Origin of the sequence: Sphingobacterium cavernae (assembly GCF_008520265.1) — a bacterium.
Classification (GTDB): Bacteria; Bacteroidota; Bacteroidia; order Sphingobacteriales; family Sphingobacteriaceae; genus Sphingobacterium; species Sphingobacterium cavernae.
Genome location: NZ_VIQM01000049.1, coordinates 1 through 17,667, shown reverse-complemented (window position 1 = coordinate 17,667; position 17,667 = coordinate 1). Strand labels below are relative to the sequence as shown.

Genomic DNA, 17,667 nt, shown 5'->3' with positions numbered 1-17,667 from the left:
AACTTTTTGAATAATTCATGCACTTCCAAATTCTGCAAGCGCATGAATTAAAAGTTTGATTAACACTTAAACGCCATAGCATAAATATTTTAGTTCCATATATTCGTCCAACCCATATTTCGAACCTTCACGGCCTATTCCAGATTGTTTGACGCCTCCAAATGGAGCTGCAGCATTCGATATTAAACCTGTATTAATGCCGATCATCCCAGCTTCTAATGCTTCAGAAACGCGCTGGCATCTTCTTACATTTTCACTATAAAAATATGCAGCCAATCCAAATGGTGTATCGTTAGCTTTTTGGATAGCTTCTTCTTCAGTTTTAAATTTAAATAGTGCGCAGACAGGACCAAAAGTTTCCTCAGACTGAATTAACGAATCGTCAGTTATTTCCGTTAGAACTGTAGGCGCATAGAAATTTCCTTCTAACTTTTTACCACCGGTTTGGACTTTAGCGCCCTTTTTTACAGCGTCTTGTACGTGTTCATTGACTTTGTCTACAGCAGACGAATTGATTAGTGGACCAACTTGGCTTCCTTCTTCAAATCCATCAGCAACTTTAAGATGTTCTACTGCCTCAGTCAGTTTCTTTGAAAATATATCATAAACTGATTCTTGTACATAGAACCTATTAATGGATACACAAGTTTGTCCCGCATTGCGGAATTTTCCTGCTATTGCTCCTTTCACAGCTTCGTCGATATCAGCGTCATCAAATACAATAAATGGGGCATTGCCACCCAATTCAAACGAAATACGTTTGATCGTTCCAGCAGCTTGTTGCATCAAAGTACTACCAACTTCAGTCGATCCCGTAAATGTAAGTTTACGAATTAGCGGATTCGTGGCTAGCTCTTTCCCAATTCCTTTGCTGTCTTTAGACGTAATGACTGAAAATACACCTTTGGGTAATCCTGCGAGTTCAAAAATTTTGGCTAATGCAATAGCCGTAAAAGGAGTTTGAGAAGCTGGTTTCAGTATTACGGTACAGCCTGCAACTAGGGCAGGGGCTAGCTTACGTGAAATCATAGCCAATGGAAAATTCCAAGGCGTGATTGCCGCTACTACACCAACACCTTGTTTGATAGTAGAAATCCTAGTTTTGCCATTTAAAGAAGGAATTGTTTCACCATAGGAACGTTTGCCTTCTTCGGCAAACCATTCCACAAATGCATTTCCGTAATCCACCTCTCCAAGAGATTCTGTAAAGGGTTTTCCAGATTCAAAAGTCATGATCTCCGCTAGTTCATTTTTATATTGAAGGGTGAGTTCATAAATCTTATGCACTATTGCACAACGCTCGCCAGCGGATGTGTTTTTCCAAATTAGCCAAGCTTCTTGTGCAGCATCTATCGCATTTTTACAATCCGCAACAGTTAAGTTTGGAAGTGATCCAATACTTTTATTTGTTGATGGATTAATAATTTCAAACGTGTTATCATTCGAGATAAACTCTCCGTTTATGTATGCCTTCTCAATAAAAAGTGGATTTTTCATATTTATGAAACGTTCTGATGAAATAGAAAGTTTTGGTAAACTAAAAAAGAGGATGTCATCCTCTTTTTAGTTATTATAAGTTTTTCAGAATGGTGTGACCCATTCGATCTCTTTTTGTTTTTAAGTATTCTTCGTTATACGGATTAGGTTGAATTTCTATAGCAACATTATCCACTATTTCCAATCCATAACCAACTAATCCAGCGCGTTTTGTTGGGTTATTAGACATTAAGCGCATTTTAGTAACGCCCATATAACGTAAAATCTGTGCACCAACACCATAATCACGAAGATCTGCTTTGAAACCTAATTGAATATTAGCATCAATCGTATCAACGCCATTTTCTTGCAATTTGTAAGCATGCAGTTTGTTGATTAAGCCAATGCCACGACCTTCTTGATTCATGTACACTATTACACCTTTGCCTTCTTTTTCGATCATTTCCATTGCTTTGTGCAATTGTGGTCCACAATCACAACGGCATGAACCAAATATATCACCTGTCACACAAGAGCTGTGAACACGTACTAAAACAGGCTCATCTTCTTTCCATTCGCCTTTGAAAATAGCTAAATGTTGCTCGCCTGAATTTTTTTGCGTGAATGCTTTCATCTTGAAATCACCATATTCAGTAGGCATATGCACGGCTACTTCTTCTTGGATTAAGGTGTCGTGTTTTAGACGGTATTCGATTAAATCTTCTATACTTATAATCTTAAGATCAAAACGCTTAGCTACTTCCATTAAATCGGGAAGTCTCGCCATCTCGCCATCGTCTTTTAATATTTCAACCAAAACGCCTGCTGGTTCGAATCCCGCCAAACGAGCTAAATCCACCGAAGCCTCAGTATGTCCTGTACGTCTCAATACACCTCCATCCATCGCAATCAATGGGAAAATGTGCCCCGGACGACCTAACTCCGCAGGATCAATGTTTGGGTCAATTAAAGCTTTAATAGTTTTTGATCTATCTGAAGCAGAAATACCTGTAGTACATCCGTAACCTTGCAAATCAACAGAAACGGTAAAATTCGTTTCATAGACTGCCGTATTTTGACCGACCATCGGATGAAGATTTAATTCTTCACAGCGCTCTCTCGTTAGCGGAGCACATACCAACCCTCTTCCGTGCGTAGCCATAAAATTGATAACTTCAGGCGTAGCATTGCGTGCTGCAGTTACGAAATCACCTTCATTCTCACGGTCTTCATCATCCACCACAATGATTACTTTCCCTGCTTTAATATCTTCAATAGCTTCTTCTATGGTGTTCAATTTTATATCCATCGATATGATATATAGTTATATTACGCTAAGTAAATAAGATTTTATGAATTTAGTATAAGGACAAAGTCAAATTAGACTTATGCATTCAGTTTTCTTCCTCCAAATTTGTTTTTGACCCATTCCCAAGCACGTTCAGCCTTGAGTTTATATTGCGCAGCATCAAATAATGTAGAGTCTGTCGTCGATTTATAGGTCAAAAATGCTGCTAGTGGAGCCAACACTATAATTGCCATCCACATGCCCCAAAAAGGTGTTAACGCACCGTCTTTTGCGGATTTCTCAGCAACGGTAGAAATGATGTGATAAATCAAGAAAAATATAATTGACATCACTACAGGTGCTCCCAAACCACCCTTTCTAACGATAGCGCCAAGTGGTGCGCCAATAGCAAAGAGGAGAAGACAGGAAACCGCTAATGTAAACTTACGGTGCCATTCTACATCGTATTTAATGTCTTTGTCTACCAATTCTTTGTACATACTTCCTCGAATAAACGTAGCATCGCGAAAATATTGCAAATTACTCATAGCACTACTCACTACACTACGTCTGCTTTCTTTTGGAATATAGCTAATAATGTCTGTCGTATCTTTAATTTTTGCGCGTTGTACTACACCTGTATTATGATAAGGAGACGTAAATTGTATGTGGGCTTTCAACTCTGTGGCGTTAGCCAGTGCGATACTGTCAATCTGTTGCTGGGTAGTATCAGACTTAAGTGTCAATTGGCGCAAATTCATCATTTGATGATGACCTTTGAATAGATTTTCGTCGGTACGTTGCATGTCAAAAGCAGACATGTCAAATTTTGTTTCTGTTTCTCTAAAATAGAAGCGCGTGAATTGTTGTCTTGGGTCGTAATTGGAGGCATTCTGCTTTCTGGAATCTTGGTATTGAACACCGTTGATCAATTTTAATATTAGGTATTTTTGATCACGAGAGTTGTACATATAACCCGTGTCGGCCATCAATACATTACTTCCTGTTGATCCACTATTACTATTGTAGATTGTTAAGTCATATAATTCGGTGCCGTCTTTGGATTTATCTTTAGCACGTATTGAATAATTTGGAATAGAATTATTGAAAATCCCTGGTTTAATTAAAAAATCAGCTTTTTTCTTGGTTACATCCCAAAGCAAAGAACCCATTTTTAAATTTACTACTGGTAGGGTATAATCTGAAAACGCAAAAGAGGATCCCGCGAAGATCGCTACTAATACGAATAATGGTGTCATTGCTTTGCGAAGAGAAACTCCAGCTGCCTTGATCGCAACCAACTCATAACTTTCTCCCAAATTACCGAAAGTCATGATGGAAGAAAGAAGCATGGAAAGTGGTAAGGCCATCGATAGCTGGACTGCACATTGGTAGCCTATCAATTCGAGAATAACATACCATTCTAAGCCTTTACCAATAAGGTCATCGATGTATTTAAACAAAAAAAGCATCAGTAGAACAAACATCACAATAAAGAATGTGACTATGAATGGCCTAATGAATGCTTGTAATATTAAGACGTGTATCTTTTTCATGTAAACTACCCTTATCCAAATACATTATAATAAGAATAAGATTGGATACAAAGATACGTAATTTTATGCACCAATTACACTTTGTAGATAGCTAATTGAGTTGTCCCATATTTTTTTTCTTTCTTCCAGATCTTCGTCTTTTACGAAGTCAATAATCGCTAATGATACATCATTGGTGAGCTCATCTTGAATAATTTCCATTTCAAAATAGTGAGGTTCATCATCCAGCCATTTAAATTTTACAGATTTATTCTCTTTTACTGCAGCAACACGTGCGCGGTTGGATTCATTATCCCAAATAAATTCATACACACCATCGTGATAATTCACATCATCAGCAAACCACTGAGCTAAGTCATTCGGTTCTATCAGGTAGGGGTACAATATACGCGGAGAAGAATTAATCATATATTCAAGCTGAATTTTTGTTTTTTCTGACATATCTCTGCTTAAGTTTTTAAGTTTATCTCATTATTGATTTCTGTAAGTATACATAATTTTATTTTAATTGTCTATAGTTACAACTATTTTTCTTGAAAGATTTTAGTTGTGCTTTTATAGGTTGTTCATTTATAATTAATTGTGCCTTATAAGCGTTTTGTGCAATTTTTTTAGGCTATAAAAATGAAAAAAATACTTGCAAAGTGAAATGATGTTGCTATATTTGCATCACTGAAAACGGCGGGGTAGCTCAGATGGTTAGAGCGCAGGATTCATAACCCTGAGGTCGGCAGTTCGATCCTGCTCCCCGCTACTACAAAAAGCTTCAAGGAAACTTGAAGCTTTTTTGCGTTTATAGCCTTCTTAAGGCTGTTTTTGGATGTTCTGAGAGGAATAGGAGGATCATGTACAAAAGTTGTGGAGTAGCTAAAAAATAATCGGATATTTGGATAGTTATATTATTCAGATGCACGATTCATTTAAAGCTTTAATGCCTCTTATTATTCCAGAAGGGGTAGGCTGATTGGAACGATAAACAGATTGTAAAAATCAATCGCTTCTATCCATCAAGTAAAACCTGCTGTGAGTGCGGTTGGATAAATCAAGACTTAAATCTATCAATAAGAGAATGGACTTGCAAAAATGGACACGTTTTAGACCGTGATTTAAACGCTGCAAAAAACATTCTGAAAGAAGAATTAAAATAATATCGTCAGGAACTGGCGATTACACGGGCGGAGACTCAAATAAGACTTTGGCAACAAAGCACAAGTCTGTGAAGCCCGAAGCCCATTTGTCTTTAACAAATGGGTAGTTCACTTCGTTCCTAAGTACATGATAAAACATGATAAAAACTGTAATAAATTGATGTTTAACTTGTTGAATCCGGATAATAAACACTCTGCAATATAATCAAGGCCGTATTTGAATATTGACGCGGCTTTTCTTTGATGTTTCTTGACTTTAATATGTCGAATCTGGTCATGAATATAATCACCAACTTTGTAGCACCACAGGCATGCTATCATCGTAAGCATAAATAGGTTTTCAAGGCGATCCAAGTTCGTAACATTGGTATCTTCTATATTGAACTCGCAGATTTCATAAATTTGAATAGTGTCTCGATATTCCAGCGCCGCCTATAATATTCCAGTGCCTGCTGTGGTTTATTGAATGATACCAGTATTAAAAATTCAACTTTTCCATCGATCACAGTTTTAGTAGCTGATAGGTAACATAATTGACCGTGCATTTCTACAATATGCTGGTAATGTCTGAATTTCCTGCTATTAAGGTTGTTAAACAAGTGCCATACCGTTATTTCTTTTTGTTTTCTAGGCAAGAACACCTTAAAGTTATTCCGGATTCTGATATGATACCGGATGCTATGTTCATTTAAGAATCCTAACCATTTCTCTCCGATAAATTCACGATCAGCTAATATACAGTCGGTGGAATCCAGTCCAAACCAATCGATGAAATTCTGGACCAATGTAATTCGTTCCTGTGAATTAGAGTTCCCTCGCTTGTCCCGCATCTTAAACATGATTGCAATGGCAACAGACTTATAACTGATACCCAACATGAGTATATTGATGTTTTGCTGTCCAAATTTCCAGTTTGTCCTATACATGACTAGAATAACGGGGTTGTTGTTTTGTAAAAGATTGAATATAAGTGTACTGATAAGTCGCATTGGCAGACCCACTTGCGCCATGAAGCGCTGGATTCTCATAAAACAACTGCTGGCAGCGGATGGAGAATCAAATCCTGCAGACAATTTGGAATAGTTTACTGACTTAACTTTGCATAGAGCAGTTATAAAAAGACAGACCAGGCGGATCCTGGAAAGATTGAGATCCTTGCTTAGATGGGCTGTAAATACGGTTAATAAATCCGTACATTTATCACACTGACTGGCATTCGTGTTTAAGGACATTACGTTGAAAATAATCACTGAATATCAGTCTTTTACCCAAATTTATTACGAAATAATTACCTGATAATTAGGTGGTTGTATTTTTTGTCATGTACTAAAATTTCGTTCATAATATTTACGATTCCTTGAACTAGTATACTCCTTTTTAGTAATTGATGCATATATAAAGTCTTCTCAGTTTTTAAACATTGGCTAGCCTGCTAGAAGCGTTGGCTTCATTAAATAGAATTCAATTAAAAAAAACTGCGTTTGCCCATTCAGCATTCCTTAAGTCAACCAAATTTTAACCTATCGTTACCGGGATTTAACAAATTCGGTAGTGTTCGACAATAGTGTTCAATATTTATATAAATTTATCTTCTGTTATTAACCAATGAAAACCATTAATCAGTATTAATTAAAAAAAATGACCTAAGAAATCTATGATAGTATTTTAATAAGTGTGTAATTAACATTTATTAACAGCTTTTTAAATTTAACAATGAAACCTATAGTTACCAATTATGAGAGACAAAATTTACTTAAAAACAAGCCTGTTTAAGCGATTGTTGTTATCCTTGATGTGTTCCTTGATGATTTTTTCATCATATGCACAAGAAGATGTGATACGCGTCACTGGTGTGGTCACGGGGACAGAAGGACCACTCTCAGGAGTTACCATTTCCTTGCAATCGGGAAGGGCACTGGGATCTACTGATGTAAAAGGCTATTACGAATTTGAAATTCCTAGAAATTCCATAGTGATTTTCAATCACCTTGCTTATGAAAAAACAGAGATTAAGATCACGGATTATAAACCAAACTCCACTGGTGTTTATGTTATTGACCTTGTTTTAAACGAAAAGATAGGTAATGAAATCGATGAAGCTGTAGTAGTTGGTTTTGGTACACAGAAAAAAGCATCATTAGTCAGCTCGATTACAGTGGTGAATCCGAAGGAACTTAAAGGACCAAGTTCTAATTTGACTACTATGCTCGCTGGACGTGTATCAGGTATGATTGCTTATCAGCGCTCAGGAGAGCCTGGTGCAGATAATGCACAATTCTTCATTCGTGGTTTGGGATCTTTTGGGTCAGGAAAAACAGATCCTTTAATATTAATTGATGGTATTGAGTCTACATCAACAGATATGGCTCGTTTACAACCTGATGATATTTCGGCATTTTCTGTGTTGAAAGACGCAACTGCTGCAGCTGTATACGGTGCTCGGGGAGCAAATGGTGTTGTGTTAATTACCACTAAGACCGGTGCTCAAGGTAAGACAAAATTCATGGTAAGAACTGAGGGTAAGCTGTCTACAAATACGCAGAACATTCAGTTGACCGATAATATTACTTACATGAACTTGGCTAATGAAGCAGTGTTAACAAGACCAACTCCAAAACCTTTGCCCTATTCACAAGCTAAAATTGAGCACACTATCCGAGGAACAGATCCTTATCTGTATCCAAATAATGATTGGGTAGATATGTTAATCAAGGATTATACATTTAATCAAGGCTACAATTTAAGTGCAAGTGGTGGCGGTAATAGAGCACGTTTTTATGTGTCAGGGACTTATAATGCTGATAATGGTATATTGAAAAAACATGGTACAAGCAATTTCAATAACAATATTAAATTGATTAACTATTCATTGCGTTCGAATATGAATATTGACTTAACTAAGACTACGGAAGCCCGTGTAAATCTGTATGGTCAATTTGATGATTATAATGGACCTACTCGCGATGGCGCAGAATATTTTAGAATGGCATTATGGTCTAATCCTGTTCAATTCCCTGCAGTATACCCTGCAGAATATCTACCTTATATTCAACATCCATTATTTGGTGGGTATGTTGTAATGGACGGTAATTCTACAAATGGTGTGTTATTGTCGAATCCGTATGCTGAATTGGTGCGAGGCTATAGACAGTATAATCGTTCTACATTAATGCCGCAATTGGAAATCAAACAGAATTTAGATTTTATCACAAAAGGTTTGAATTTCCGAACAATGGCTTATGCTAAGCGCTATTCATATGGTCAGACTTCTCGCTCTTATAATCCATTTTATTATTCGGCAAGATTAGATCCAGCAGATTATACTATAGATTTAAGTGTAATCAATGATGGAACAACTGGATCTGTTGGGCAAGTAGGACAAGAATTCTTGGGTTATGGATCGTCGGGTTCAGACATAAACGCAACTTTATACTTAGAAGCTGCAGCAAACTATGCGCGTAATTTTGGTAAACATGATGTGTCTGGTATGTTAATTACTTTATTCCAAGATTATAAAATTGCAAGAGATAATATTACTTCATTACAGCTTGGGCTTCCTCGTCGTAACAACGGTCTTTCGGGTCGTTTTACGTACGGCTACGATAATCGTTATTTGGCTGAATTTAATTTTGGATATAATGGTTCGGAACGTTTCCACGAATCAAAACGTTTTGGTTTTTTCCCTTCATTTGGTCTAGCATATAGAATTTCGAATGAAAACTTCTTTGAAACGCTGAAACCAGTGATCTCGGATATGAAATTAAGAGCGACATATGGTATAATTGGTAATGATGCGATAGGTTCTGATACGGATCGATTCTTTTACTTGTCAGAAGTTAATATTGGTAATGGAGGTTATGGTTCTACATTTGGTTATGATTATCAATATTCAAGACCAGGTGTAAGTGTGAGCCGTTATGCAAACCATGACATCGCTTGGGAACAATCTAGACAAATTAACTTAGGTTTTGATATGTCATTTTTGAATGGAAGTATCAATATCGTAGCTGACGCGTACAAAGATTATAAATCCAATATTCTAGAATCAAGATCATACATCGGTACTACCATTGGTCTTCAGGCAACTCCTATGGCAAATACGGGTAAAGTAGAGAAACAAGGTTTTGATATTTCCGTAGATTACAGCAAAAGCTTATCTACAGGATGGTTTTTCCAATACAGGGGAAATTTAACATTCGCGCAATCAAAGATTACAAAACGTGATGAGTTGCTGTATCCAGAACATATGTCTTATAGATATCAAGTAGGGCATTCCGCAGCACAAGCTTTTGGGTTAATCGCTGAGCGCTTATTTATTGATGAGTATGATGTTGCTAACTCTCCAATCCAACAATTTGGTGATTATATGGCCGGTGATATCAAATATCGTGATATGAATGGGGATGAAATGATAACTTGGAATGACGCTGTTCCGATTGGTTATCCTACTTCTCCTGAATTAATATATGGATTTGGTGGTACTACCGGGTATAAAGGTTTTGATTTCTCATTTTTCTTCCAAGGTTCAGGTAAATCTTCATTCTTCATCAATCCAGAAAACATAACGCCATTTGTTCGTAATGGTGGTGCACAAAATGGCCTATTAACTGCGATTGCTGAAAGTCACTGGTCTGAAGAAAATAGAAATATGTATGCTTTATTCCCAAGATTGAGTGACTATTTTGTAGGTAATAATAACCAACAATCAACTTGGTGGATGCGTAATGGCGAGTTTTTACGTCTTAAAAACATTGAATTAGGATTTAATGCGCCTTCATCTCTGTTGAATCGCTATAAGTTAGGTTCAGTTCGTTTCTACGCCAATATGATGAACGTATTTACCATTAGCAATTTTAAATTGTGGGATGTTGAGATGGGAGGTAACGGTTTAGGTTATCCAATTCAACGTACATACAATTTTGGTATTCAAGCAAATTTTTAATTATGAAAGCGAAAAAAATAAAGAAATATATCACGTTAGCTTCTGTATCAGCTGTATTGTTGAGTACAACGAATTCTTGTAAGAATTTTCTGGATATCGTACCCGACAACGTTGCGACCATAGAATATGCATTTAGATTACGTGTAGAGGCAGAAAAGTACTTATTTACGCTGTATAACTATATTCCTAAAGAAGGAAATGTATGGAATAATCCAGCATTTCTTGCAGGAGATGAAATATGGATTCCATATCAGACCAGTATTTCTCCTTGGTCCTTCGAGATTGCAAGAGGCAATCAGCGTGTAATCGATCCCTATGTGAACTTTTGGTATGGGAATTATGATGCTAATAGAGGTTTGTATCAAGGGATAAGGCATTGTAATATTTTTATTGATAATATGTCTGACCCTGCTTTAGTTCCAGATATTGGTTCTTCTGAACGCGCTCGTTGGATATCTGAAGCTAAATTTTTGAAAGCTTATTTTCATTTCTATTTGATGCGTATGTACGGTCCAATTCCTATAATGGATGACGATATTCCAGTTAGTGCGCCTAAAGAAGCGATGGATGTTCCGCGTAATTCCATTGACGAATGTGTAGATTATATCGTTAATTTGTTGGAAGAGTCTTATTCAGACTTGCCTGATCAAGTCGTGGATAGAAATAATGAATTGGGACGTATTACATTGCCTATTGCAAAGGCAGTGAAAGCACAAACTTTATTATTAGCAGCAAGTCCATTGTTCAATGGCAATTCAGATTATTCAAGTTTGAAAAATAAAGACGGTAAATCTTTATTCCCAGAAGAATTTGACAATACAAAATGGGCTAGAGCGGCAGAAGCTGCTAAAGACGCTATTGAAACTGCGGAAGCAAATTTACATTCTTTATTTACCTTTACACAAGGTGGGAACTTGTCGATTTCTGATGCAACGAAGTTGGAATTAACATTGAGACAGGCTATATCTGAAAAATTCAATGAAGAACATATTTGGGCAGATCCTAATAGCCGTACTTGGGATCTACAACGTGATGCAATGCCACCATTGAGTGCAGAAGAAAACCACAATGATAACCGTAAAATTTTCTCTCCACCATTGAAAATTGCAAAAATGTTTTACACAAAAAATGGTGTGCCAATAAATGAAGATAAAACATTGAATTTTAGTGATGATACGGAGTTGCGTACAGCTACACAAGATGATAAATATTATATCGAACCAAATTTCACTACAGCAAGATTGCATTTTGATCGTGAGCCTAGATTTTATTCATCATTAGCATTTGATGGGGCGCGTTGGTTTAAATACGATACTCCAGGATACTCTGATGAAAATTCAAAAGTCGTTCGTAGTAAAAGACCTGACTATGCGGGTAGTACTCATGCATTTCATTTTAATGAAACAGGTTATTTCATTAAAAAACTAATTGATTGGAATCAAGTAACTACAGCTTCTGGTGTAACATATAAAGAATATCCTTGGCCAAAAATTCGTTTGGCGGATTTGTACCTGATGTATGCTGAAGCTCTAAATGAAGCCGAAGGTCCTTCTAACGAAGATGTATTTGTGTATTTGGATAAAATAAGGGAGCGTGCAGGCTTAAAAGGTGTCAAAGAATCATGGACAAATTTCTCGAGCAATCCAAATAAATTTACGACAAAAGAAGGTCTGAGAGAGATTATACGTCGTGAGCGCCTGATTGAGTTAGCGTTTGAAGGTCAACGTTTTTGGGATTTGAGAAGATGGAAAACAGCAGCAATATCTTTAAATGAACCTATTACAGGTTGGAATATGCAGGGAGAAAATACTGCCACGTATTATGTGATCAGAACAGTGTATAATCAGCGATTTATCGCGCCAAGAGATTATTTCTGGCCTATTAGTGAAAATACGGTAATTCAGAACTTGAATCTTGTTCAAAACTATGGTTGGTAATAATAATTTATATATCATGAAGAAATTAATTTTAGGAATAATGATGCTGTGTAATATAGCATTGTTGACAACTTCCTGCGAAGAAGAGAATATGCTAAACCCATTGGAGTCAAATTCTACTCCTCCGGGCAAAGTAACGAATGTGCAGGTGTTGAATAAAAAGGGATTATCAGTTTTGACTTATAGCTTACCTAACGATAAAGATTTGTCGTATGTAAAAGCTGAATATGTGCTTCCAAATGGTTCAACGCGATCAGTTATCGCTTCTTATTATACTAATCAGCTAATTGTCGATGGGTTTTCGGAGCCAGGAACATATAAAGTTAATTTATACGCTGTTAATCGTTCAGAGGTAACGTCTGAGCCTACTGAAGTCACAGTAACTCCTGAAGAATCTCCAATTTGGGATATTTATCGTTCATTGGCTGTACAACCTTCATTTGGTGGGTTACAATTAAGAGCTGAAAATCCTGACCGAGCCAAAATCTCTATATTAATCATGGAAAAAAATGAATACGGTGAATGGGTTGCTGATCCAAACAGTGTTTATACTTCTACAGATAAAATTTTGGCAACCATGCGTGGTATGGATACGATTGCTCGTGACTTTGCTTTTGTGGTGCGTGATCGTTGGTTAAATTATACAGATACTTTGTATACACAAATCAAACCATTATACGAAACGGCAATTGCTAAATCTGGATATCGTGGTTTTAGATTACCTGGGGACGCGCCAAACCATACTTCTACATCACATGCAGGTATGTGGGATGGTGATGTTATGAATTGGCCGCGTATTTATATGACCCAAGCTGCTATCTCAGGTCATCATTATACTACAGTTGATTTAGGAGTACTAGCCAAACTTAGCCGTATTGTTATATGGGATTATCCAGAATACTATAATGGTCGTACCTATTATTACAAAGGAAACCTAAAAGAGTTTGAAATCTGGGGTTCTGATAATCCTCCTGCGGATGGATCGTGGAATAATTGGTATTTATTAGGGGCGTACAATGCTACTAAACCTTCCGGATTACCTTTTGGTCAACAATCGGACGAAGATTACCAAACAGCGGTAAATGGTTTTAATTGGGAGTTTGATATAGACGCACCAAAAACACGTTATATCCGAATCAAGAGTACTAAAAACTGGGACGGATCGTCATATATGGCTATTGGAGAAATTCAAGCATATGGAGACCCAAGATAATAATTACATTTTATGAAGAAGATAAAGATTATGTACCATAAAATATTTAAATGCATTACTATTATTTTTTGTGTAATAGCGTTTGCATCGTGTAAGAAAATGGATGACTACAAGAAATATATTGAAGATCAGCCAGTCCTAAATTATACAGGGAAGGTAGATTCAGTCAAAGTATTCTCTGGTCAGAATAGAGTTTTAATTCAAGGACTATTGGTTTCGGATCCCAAAATAAAGGAGGCACGTATTTATTGGGATGGTAGAAGGGATTCAATAGTGGTTCCTATCAATAGAACTTTTGGGGTGGATACATTAAAAGCGGCTATAAACAATTTAGAAGACCGCGTTTACAATTTTGAAATAGTAACCTTTGATGATCAGGGAAATAAGTCAGTGAAGGTATACGCTTTTGGTCGATCATATGGACAGAATTATTTGCTCTCTCTAATTAATAGACCTATAGCTGTCAATAGCCTAAAAACTTATGACAATACTTTTTCTGCAACGTTCAGTAATGTTGACAGGACACTAGGTATTTTTGCGACGGAGGTAAAATATACTGATCTGAATGGAACAGAAAAAAGTAAGCGACTAGGCATAGATGAGAATGCGCTTTCGTTAACTAATGTAAAAATTGGCGAAAAAATGTCATACCGCAGCTTGTATTTACCAGATACTCTATGTTTGGATACATTTTATACGGCTTTTACTGAGTTTAAGCCTGCATTGACTTACTATAGGAATATGGGATATCCTTTTACGCCAACAAATCTTTCTGGGAGATGGGGTGTGCTCGCAAATTGGGAATCAAATGCAGCTGCAAATGGTATAAGTGGTAGAGGAAGTTATGATCAAAACAGTGGAATAGGAGTGATGGCTTCTGAAGCTGGATGGGGAACGCCAAATATTAATAATGGAAAGACATATCAAACATCAACCTTGCCTCAAGGAAGATATAAGGTTCAAATTGAATTCCGAAGAAATAATGTAACCAACAACGTTGATGCTACTAATAATCTTATTTATTTCGTTGTAACTAATAATGGAACTATTCCAAATGCAGTTGATGTGCCTAATGCGGAAAAATTGGGGTACTACGATTTGATGTGGATACACGATGATTATAGGATTGTATCTTTCGAATTTGATAACCCATCGACTCAAAATGTGACTATTGGAGTAGTTGCAAATTTAATGAGTTCAAGTAATCAGTATTTTAATGTAAAAGGGATTACAGTCTCTATTGTTGAGTAAAATGACAAAGCAGGCAATTCAATGGTGAATTGCCTGCTTTGTATTAAATAATTTAATATTAGTTATGATAAAAGGTCTACTATTAATAGTAATCTCCTTGTTTGGATGCGGTAAGTCATCTTCTGTTCCACCAGAGAAAGTTGATATTAATGAGAATGTCATTGTTTTACCTAAGTTGGGTAATTTGTCTATTGTTCAAAATTCTACAACAAAGGCGACGCTTAAATCGAAAGTTGAAAATACGGGCGGAGCTTCTATCACCGAAAGAGGGATATGCTGGGCAACGCACAACAATCCAACTATTTCAGATGCTAAAGCCAGTCCAAATGCTGTATCTGGATCTGGTGATTTCGAAGTTGAGCTCACGAATTTAGAGGGAGGTAAAAAGTATTATGCTAAATCATACGCTTCAAATTCTAAAGGTAGATCGTATGGACAAGTTTTTGAATTTACGACAGAAACTTATGAGGATGCAAAAATTGGAAATACCAAGGTATTGTTTTATAAACTGAATAGCATGGAGGCTTCTTCAAAGATTGAGTCTACGGGCGGAGCTAATGTCGTAGAAGCTGGAGTCTGTATATCTAATAATCCCAATCCAACTGTATCTGATGCTAAAATGATAGCTTCTAAAGTAGAAAATAACAGTTTTAAAGTAGATGTTGAAAATCTTGAATTAGGAAAAAGCTTTTTTATACGATCTTATGTTACCACTGCAAAAGGAACATATTATGGTAGCCAAGGTAGCTTTCAAACTTATAACAAAGGGAAAATTACTGTTAACTATCATAATCAATCCAACATTCCTGCTGATGTATTTACAAGATTAAAAGCGATGGCTGACCATGGTGTAAAGCTATTAGAAGAACATACCAGTATTGTGAAAACTGTAACAATAGAATATAATACAGGCGTGCAGACTGCAGATGCAAGTCTTTCGGGATGGATGCGTTGGGGAAGTAATGCTTCCTATCAAAAAACGGGAACTTTTTTACATGAATTTGCGCATACCATAGGCGCCGGTACCTCTAATTATTGGAGGGAAACTCTTATTAAAAATGGAATATATACAGGTGAAAATGCTAATTTAGCGTTACGCAAGGCTACAAATGATCCGAATGCACTGCTGAAAGGCGATGCTCAACATTTTTGGCCTTACGGTATTAACGGTGCGCATGAGGATACTGGGCGAGAATCCGATTATATCATTACTAGCTTAATTATTGAAGGATTCAAGCGCGATGGCGTCCCTATTAACTAATTTTTCACTTAAACTAATAATTATGCTTAAACTTACATTATGTACCATAGGCATCTTTTTAGGTGCCACAGGATTTGCTCAACAAACGAATAAAAGTGACTTTAAACTTGTTTGGTCTCAAGAATTTGAGAAGGATGGAAAGCCTGATGAAAGCATATGGAATTATGAAAATGGTTTTGTCCGAAACAATGAAGATCAGTGGTATCAGAAGGATAATGCTTATTGTAAGGATGGATTCTTAATAATTGAATTGCGGAAAGAAAATAAACCAAATCCTAATTACGATGCAGGGAGCTCTGACTGGAGAAAATCACGTAAAGATATAAAGTATACTTCATCTTCGTTGAATACCTCAGGTAACAAAGAATGGTTGTTTGGGAGATTTGAGATGAGAGCCAAAATTCCAGTCGGATCGGGGCTATGGCCAGCTTTCTGGACTTTAGGTGTTGCTAAAGAATGGCCATCCAATGGTGAAATTGACATCATGGAATATTATAGGGGAAATATACTCGCTAATATTGCTAATGGAACTAATCAAAGATGGAAAGCAGAATGGCATAACGGTGTCAAATCTGTAGAGTCTTTGGGCGGAGCCAAATGGGCTAATGAATTTCACGTGTGGAGAATGGATTGGGATGAAAATGAAATTGCTCTTTACCTAGATGATGTTTTACTAAATAAAGTTTCACTAAGTAAGCTTGTGAATAAAGATGGTAGTGGATTCAATCCATTCAAACAACCTCATTATATACTTGTGAATTTAGCTTTGGGAGGAGATAATGGTGGAAAGATCGACGATACATTAATTCCTGCTAAGTACGAAATTGATTATTTAAGAGTATATCAAAAGTAATAACAGAGTCGTTCAAAATTTAAATGTGATTTTTTTATTAAACCCCTACACTTAGTTTTGGTCTACTATTTGTATGATTCGATAAAGAAAGGGATTTTATGAAAAGATATATTACATTAATTTTAGTTGCGGTCTTTACATTAACTGTGACATCATGTTATACGAGTGGTCGTTATCCTCATGGTCATTTGCCACCAGGAAAAGCGAAAAAAGTTTATGGTGACAAATCTGCCAAGAGACATGCTCCAGGACAGAAGAAAAAGCACAAAAAAAATAAAAAATCAAAACATCACAAACATGATGTTTATTACAGTCCAACTTATAGGTACTAAAACAAGAAGAGGCCGTCTCAAAATAATTGAGGCGGCCTTTTTTAGTTTGACAGGAATTTGTCAGTGTTTATCCACTGTGTGAGCTACAAGTTCATAATATTTCAATATTTTGTTTAAAACGATGAAAAACCGGTCTTTTTAGGCCGCTTTCTTTCTTAAATTCTGTGCAATTGCCAATAATCCCCATTCTATGAACACTAAATCTTTACCGCGGAGCATAAAGCGGCGGAAATTATGATTTTGTTTTATGTTTCCGAAGACCGGTTCCACATCACAACATCGTTTTTTTTCGTTTGAGAATTCCTTCTTCGCTATTAAGAAGTTCATAGGCTATTTCTTTGTGCCGATTTAGATTTTCATTTACTTGAATAATTCTATTCCCAGCACTCTTATGACAAGCTCCATTTAAT

At 36.5% G+C, this 17,667-nt stretch carries 12 protein-coding genes, 1 tRNA gene and 2 pseudogenes; 9 read left to right on the top strand and 6 right to left on the bottom strand.

What is annotated here, in order from left to right; genetic code table 11:
• Nucleotides 1-66 precede the first annotated feature (66 nt).
• From FLS47_RS09775 to FLS47_RS09760, 4 genes are all read right to left on the bottom strand, one after another.
• Complete coding sequence (locus FLS47_RS09775) at nt 67-1,497, bottom strand: NAD-dependent succinate-semialdehyde dehydrogenase (protein WP_149914193.1); 1,431 nt, start codon at nt 1,495-1,497, stop codon at nt 67-69.
• Between the two features lie 73 nt (nt 1,498-1,570).
• A complete protein-coding gene (locus FLS47_RS09770) occupies nt 1,571-2,785 on the bottom strand; it encodes a bifunctional 3,4-dihydroxy-2-butanone-4-phosphate synthase/GTP cyclohydrolase II (RefSeq protein WP_149914192.1) in 1,215 nt (404 codons plus the stop codon).
• A gap of 77 nt (nt 2,786-2,862) precedes the next feature.
• A complete protein-coding gene (locus FLS47_RS09765) occupies nt 2,863-4,320 on the bottom strand; it encodes an LptF/LptG family permease (RefSeq protein ID WP_149914191.1) in 1,458 nt (485 codons plus the stop codon).
• A gap of 63 nt (nt 4,321-4,383) precedes the next feature.
• A complete protein-coding gene (locus FLS47_RS09760; protein WP_149914190.1) occupies nt 4,384-4,761 on the bottom strand; it encodes an START-like domain-containing protein in 378 nt (125 codons plus the stop codon).
• A gap of 239 nt (nt 4,762-5,000) precedes the next feature.
• Between FLS47_RS09760 and FLS47_RS09755 the strand changes: the two genes are divergently transcribed.
• Together FLS47_RS09755 and FLS47_RS19010 are read left to right on the top strand one after the other, a co-directional pair.
• Nucleotides 5,001-5,074 (top strand) — tRNA-Met (locus FLS47_RS09755).
• Between the two features lie 217 nt (nt 5,075-5,291).
• Nucleotides 5,292-5,468: pseudogene (locus FLS47_RS19010) on the top strand (zinc ribbon domain-containing protein); the annotation flags it as partial.
• Nucleotides 5,469-5,842: 374 nt separating this feature from the next.
• Here FLS47_RS19010 and FLS47_RS09745 read toward each other — a convergent pair.
• Nucleotides 5,843-6,700 (bottom strand): IS4 family transposase, encoded by an 858-nt coding sequence (locus FLS47_RS09745; RefSeq protein WP_223225215.1) that lies wholly within the window; start codon nt 6,698-6,700, stop codon nt 5,843-5,845.
• A gap of 572 nt (nt 6,701-7,272) precedes the next feature.
• Between FLS47_RS09745 and FLS47_RS09740 the strand changes: the two genes are divergently transcribed.
• The 7 genes from FLS47_RS09740 to FLS47_RS09710 all read left to right on the top strand — a co-directional run bounded on the left by FLS47_RS09740 (nt 7,273) and on the right by FLS47_RS09710 (nt 17,257).
• Nucleotides 7,273-10,410 (top strand): SusC/RagA family TonB-linked outer membrane protein, encoded by a 3,138-nt coding sequence (locus FLS47_RS09740; protein WP_223225214.1) that lies wholly within the window; start codon nt 7,273-7,275, stop codon nt 10,408-10,410.
• Between the two features lie 2 nt (nt 10,411-10,412).
• On the top strand, nt 10,413-12,347 hold the full coding sequence (locus FLS47_RS09735) for a RagB/SusD family nutrient uptake outer membrane protein (protein WP_149914188.1): 1,935 nt from the start codon (nt 10,413-10,415) through the stop codon (nt 12,345-12,347).
• A gap of 16 nt (nt 12,348-12,363) precedes the next feature.
• A complete protein-coding gene (locus FLS47_RS09730; RefSeq protein ID WP_149914187.1) occupies nt 12,364-13,560 on the top strand; it encodes a DUF5000 domain-containing lipoprotein in 1,197 nt (398 codons plus the stop codon).
• A gap of 99 nt (nt 13,561-13,659) precedes the next feature.
• Nucleotides 13,660-14,811 (top strand): DUF4998 domain-containing protein, encoded by a 1,152-nt coding sequence (locus FLS47_RS09725; protein ID WP_188347404.1) that lies wholly within the window; start codon nt 13,660-13,662, stop codon nt 14,809-14,811.
• A gap of 64 nt (nt 14,812-14,875) precedes the next feature.
• Complete coding sequence (locus tag FLS47_RS09720) at nt 14,876-16,072, top strand: hypothetical protein (protein ID WP_149914185.1); 1,197 nt, start codon at nt 14,876-14,878, stop codon at nt 16,070-16,072.
• Nucleotides 16,073-16,094: 22 nt separating this feature from the next.
• Complete coding sequence (locus FLS47_RS09715; RefSeq protein WP_149914184.1) at nt 16,095-16,925, top strand: glycoside hydrolase family 16 protein; 831 nt, start codon at nt 16,095-16,097, stop codon at nt 16,923-16,925.
• 98 nt (nt 16,926-17,023) lie between these two features.
• A complete protein-coding gene (locus FLS47_RS09710) occupies nt 17,024-17,257 on the top strand; it encodes a hypothetical protein (protein ID WP_149914183.1) in 234 nt (77 codons plus the stop codon).
• A 138-nt stretch (nt 17,258-17,395) separates the two neighbouring features.
• Here FLS47_RS09710 and FLS47_RS09705 read toward each other — a convergent pair.
• Nucleotides 17,396-17,667, bottom strand: a pseudogene (locus tag FLS47_RS09705) (transposase); the annotation flags it as partial.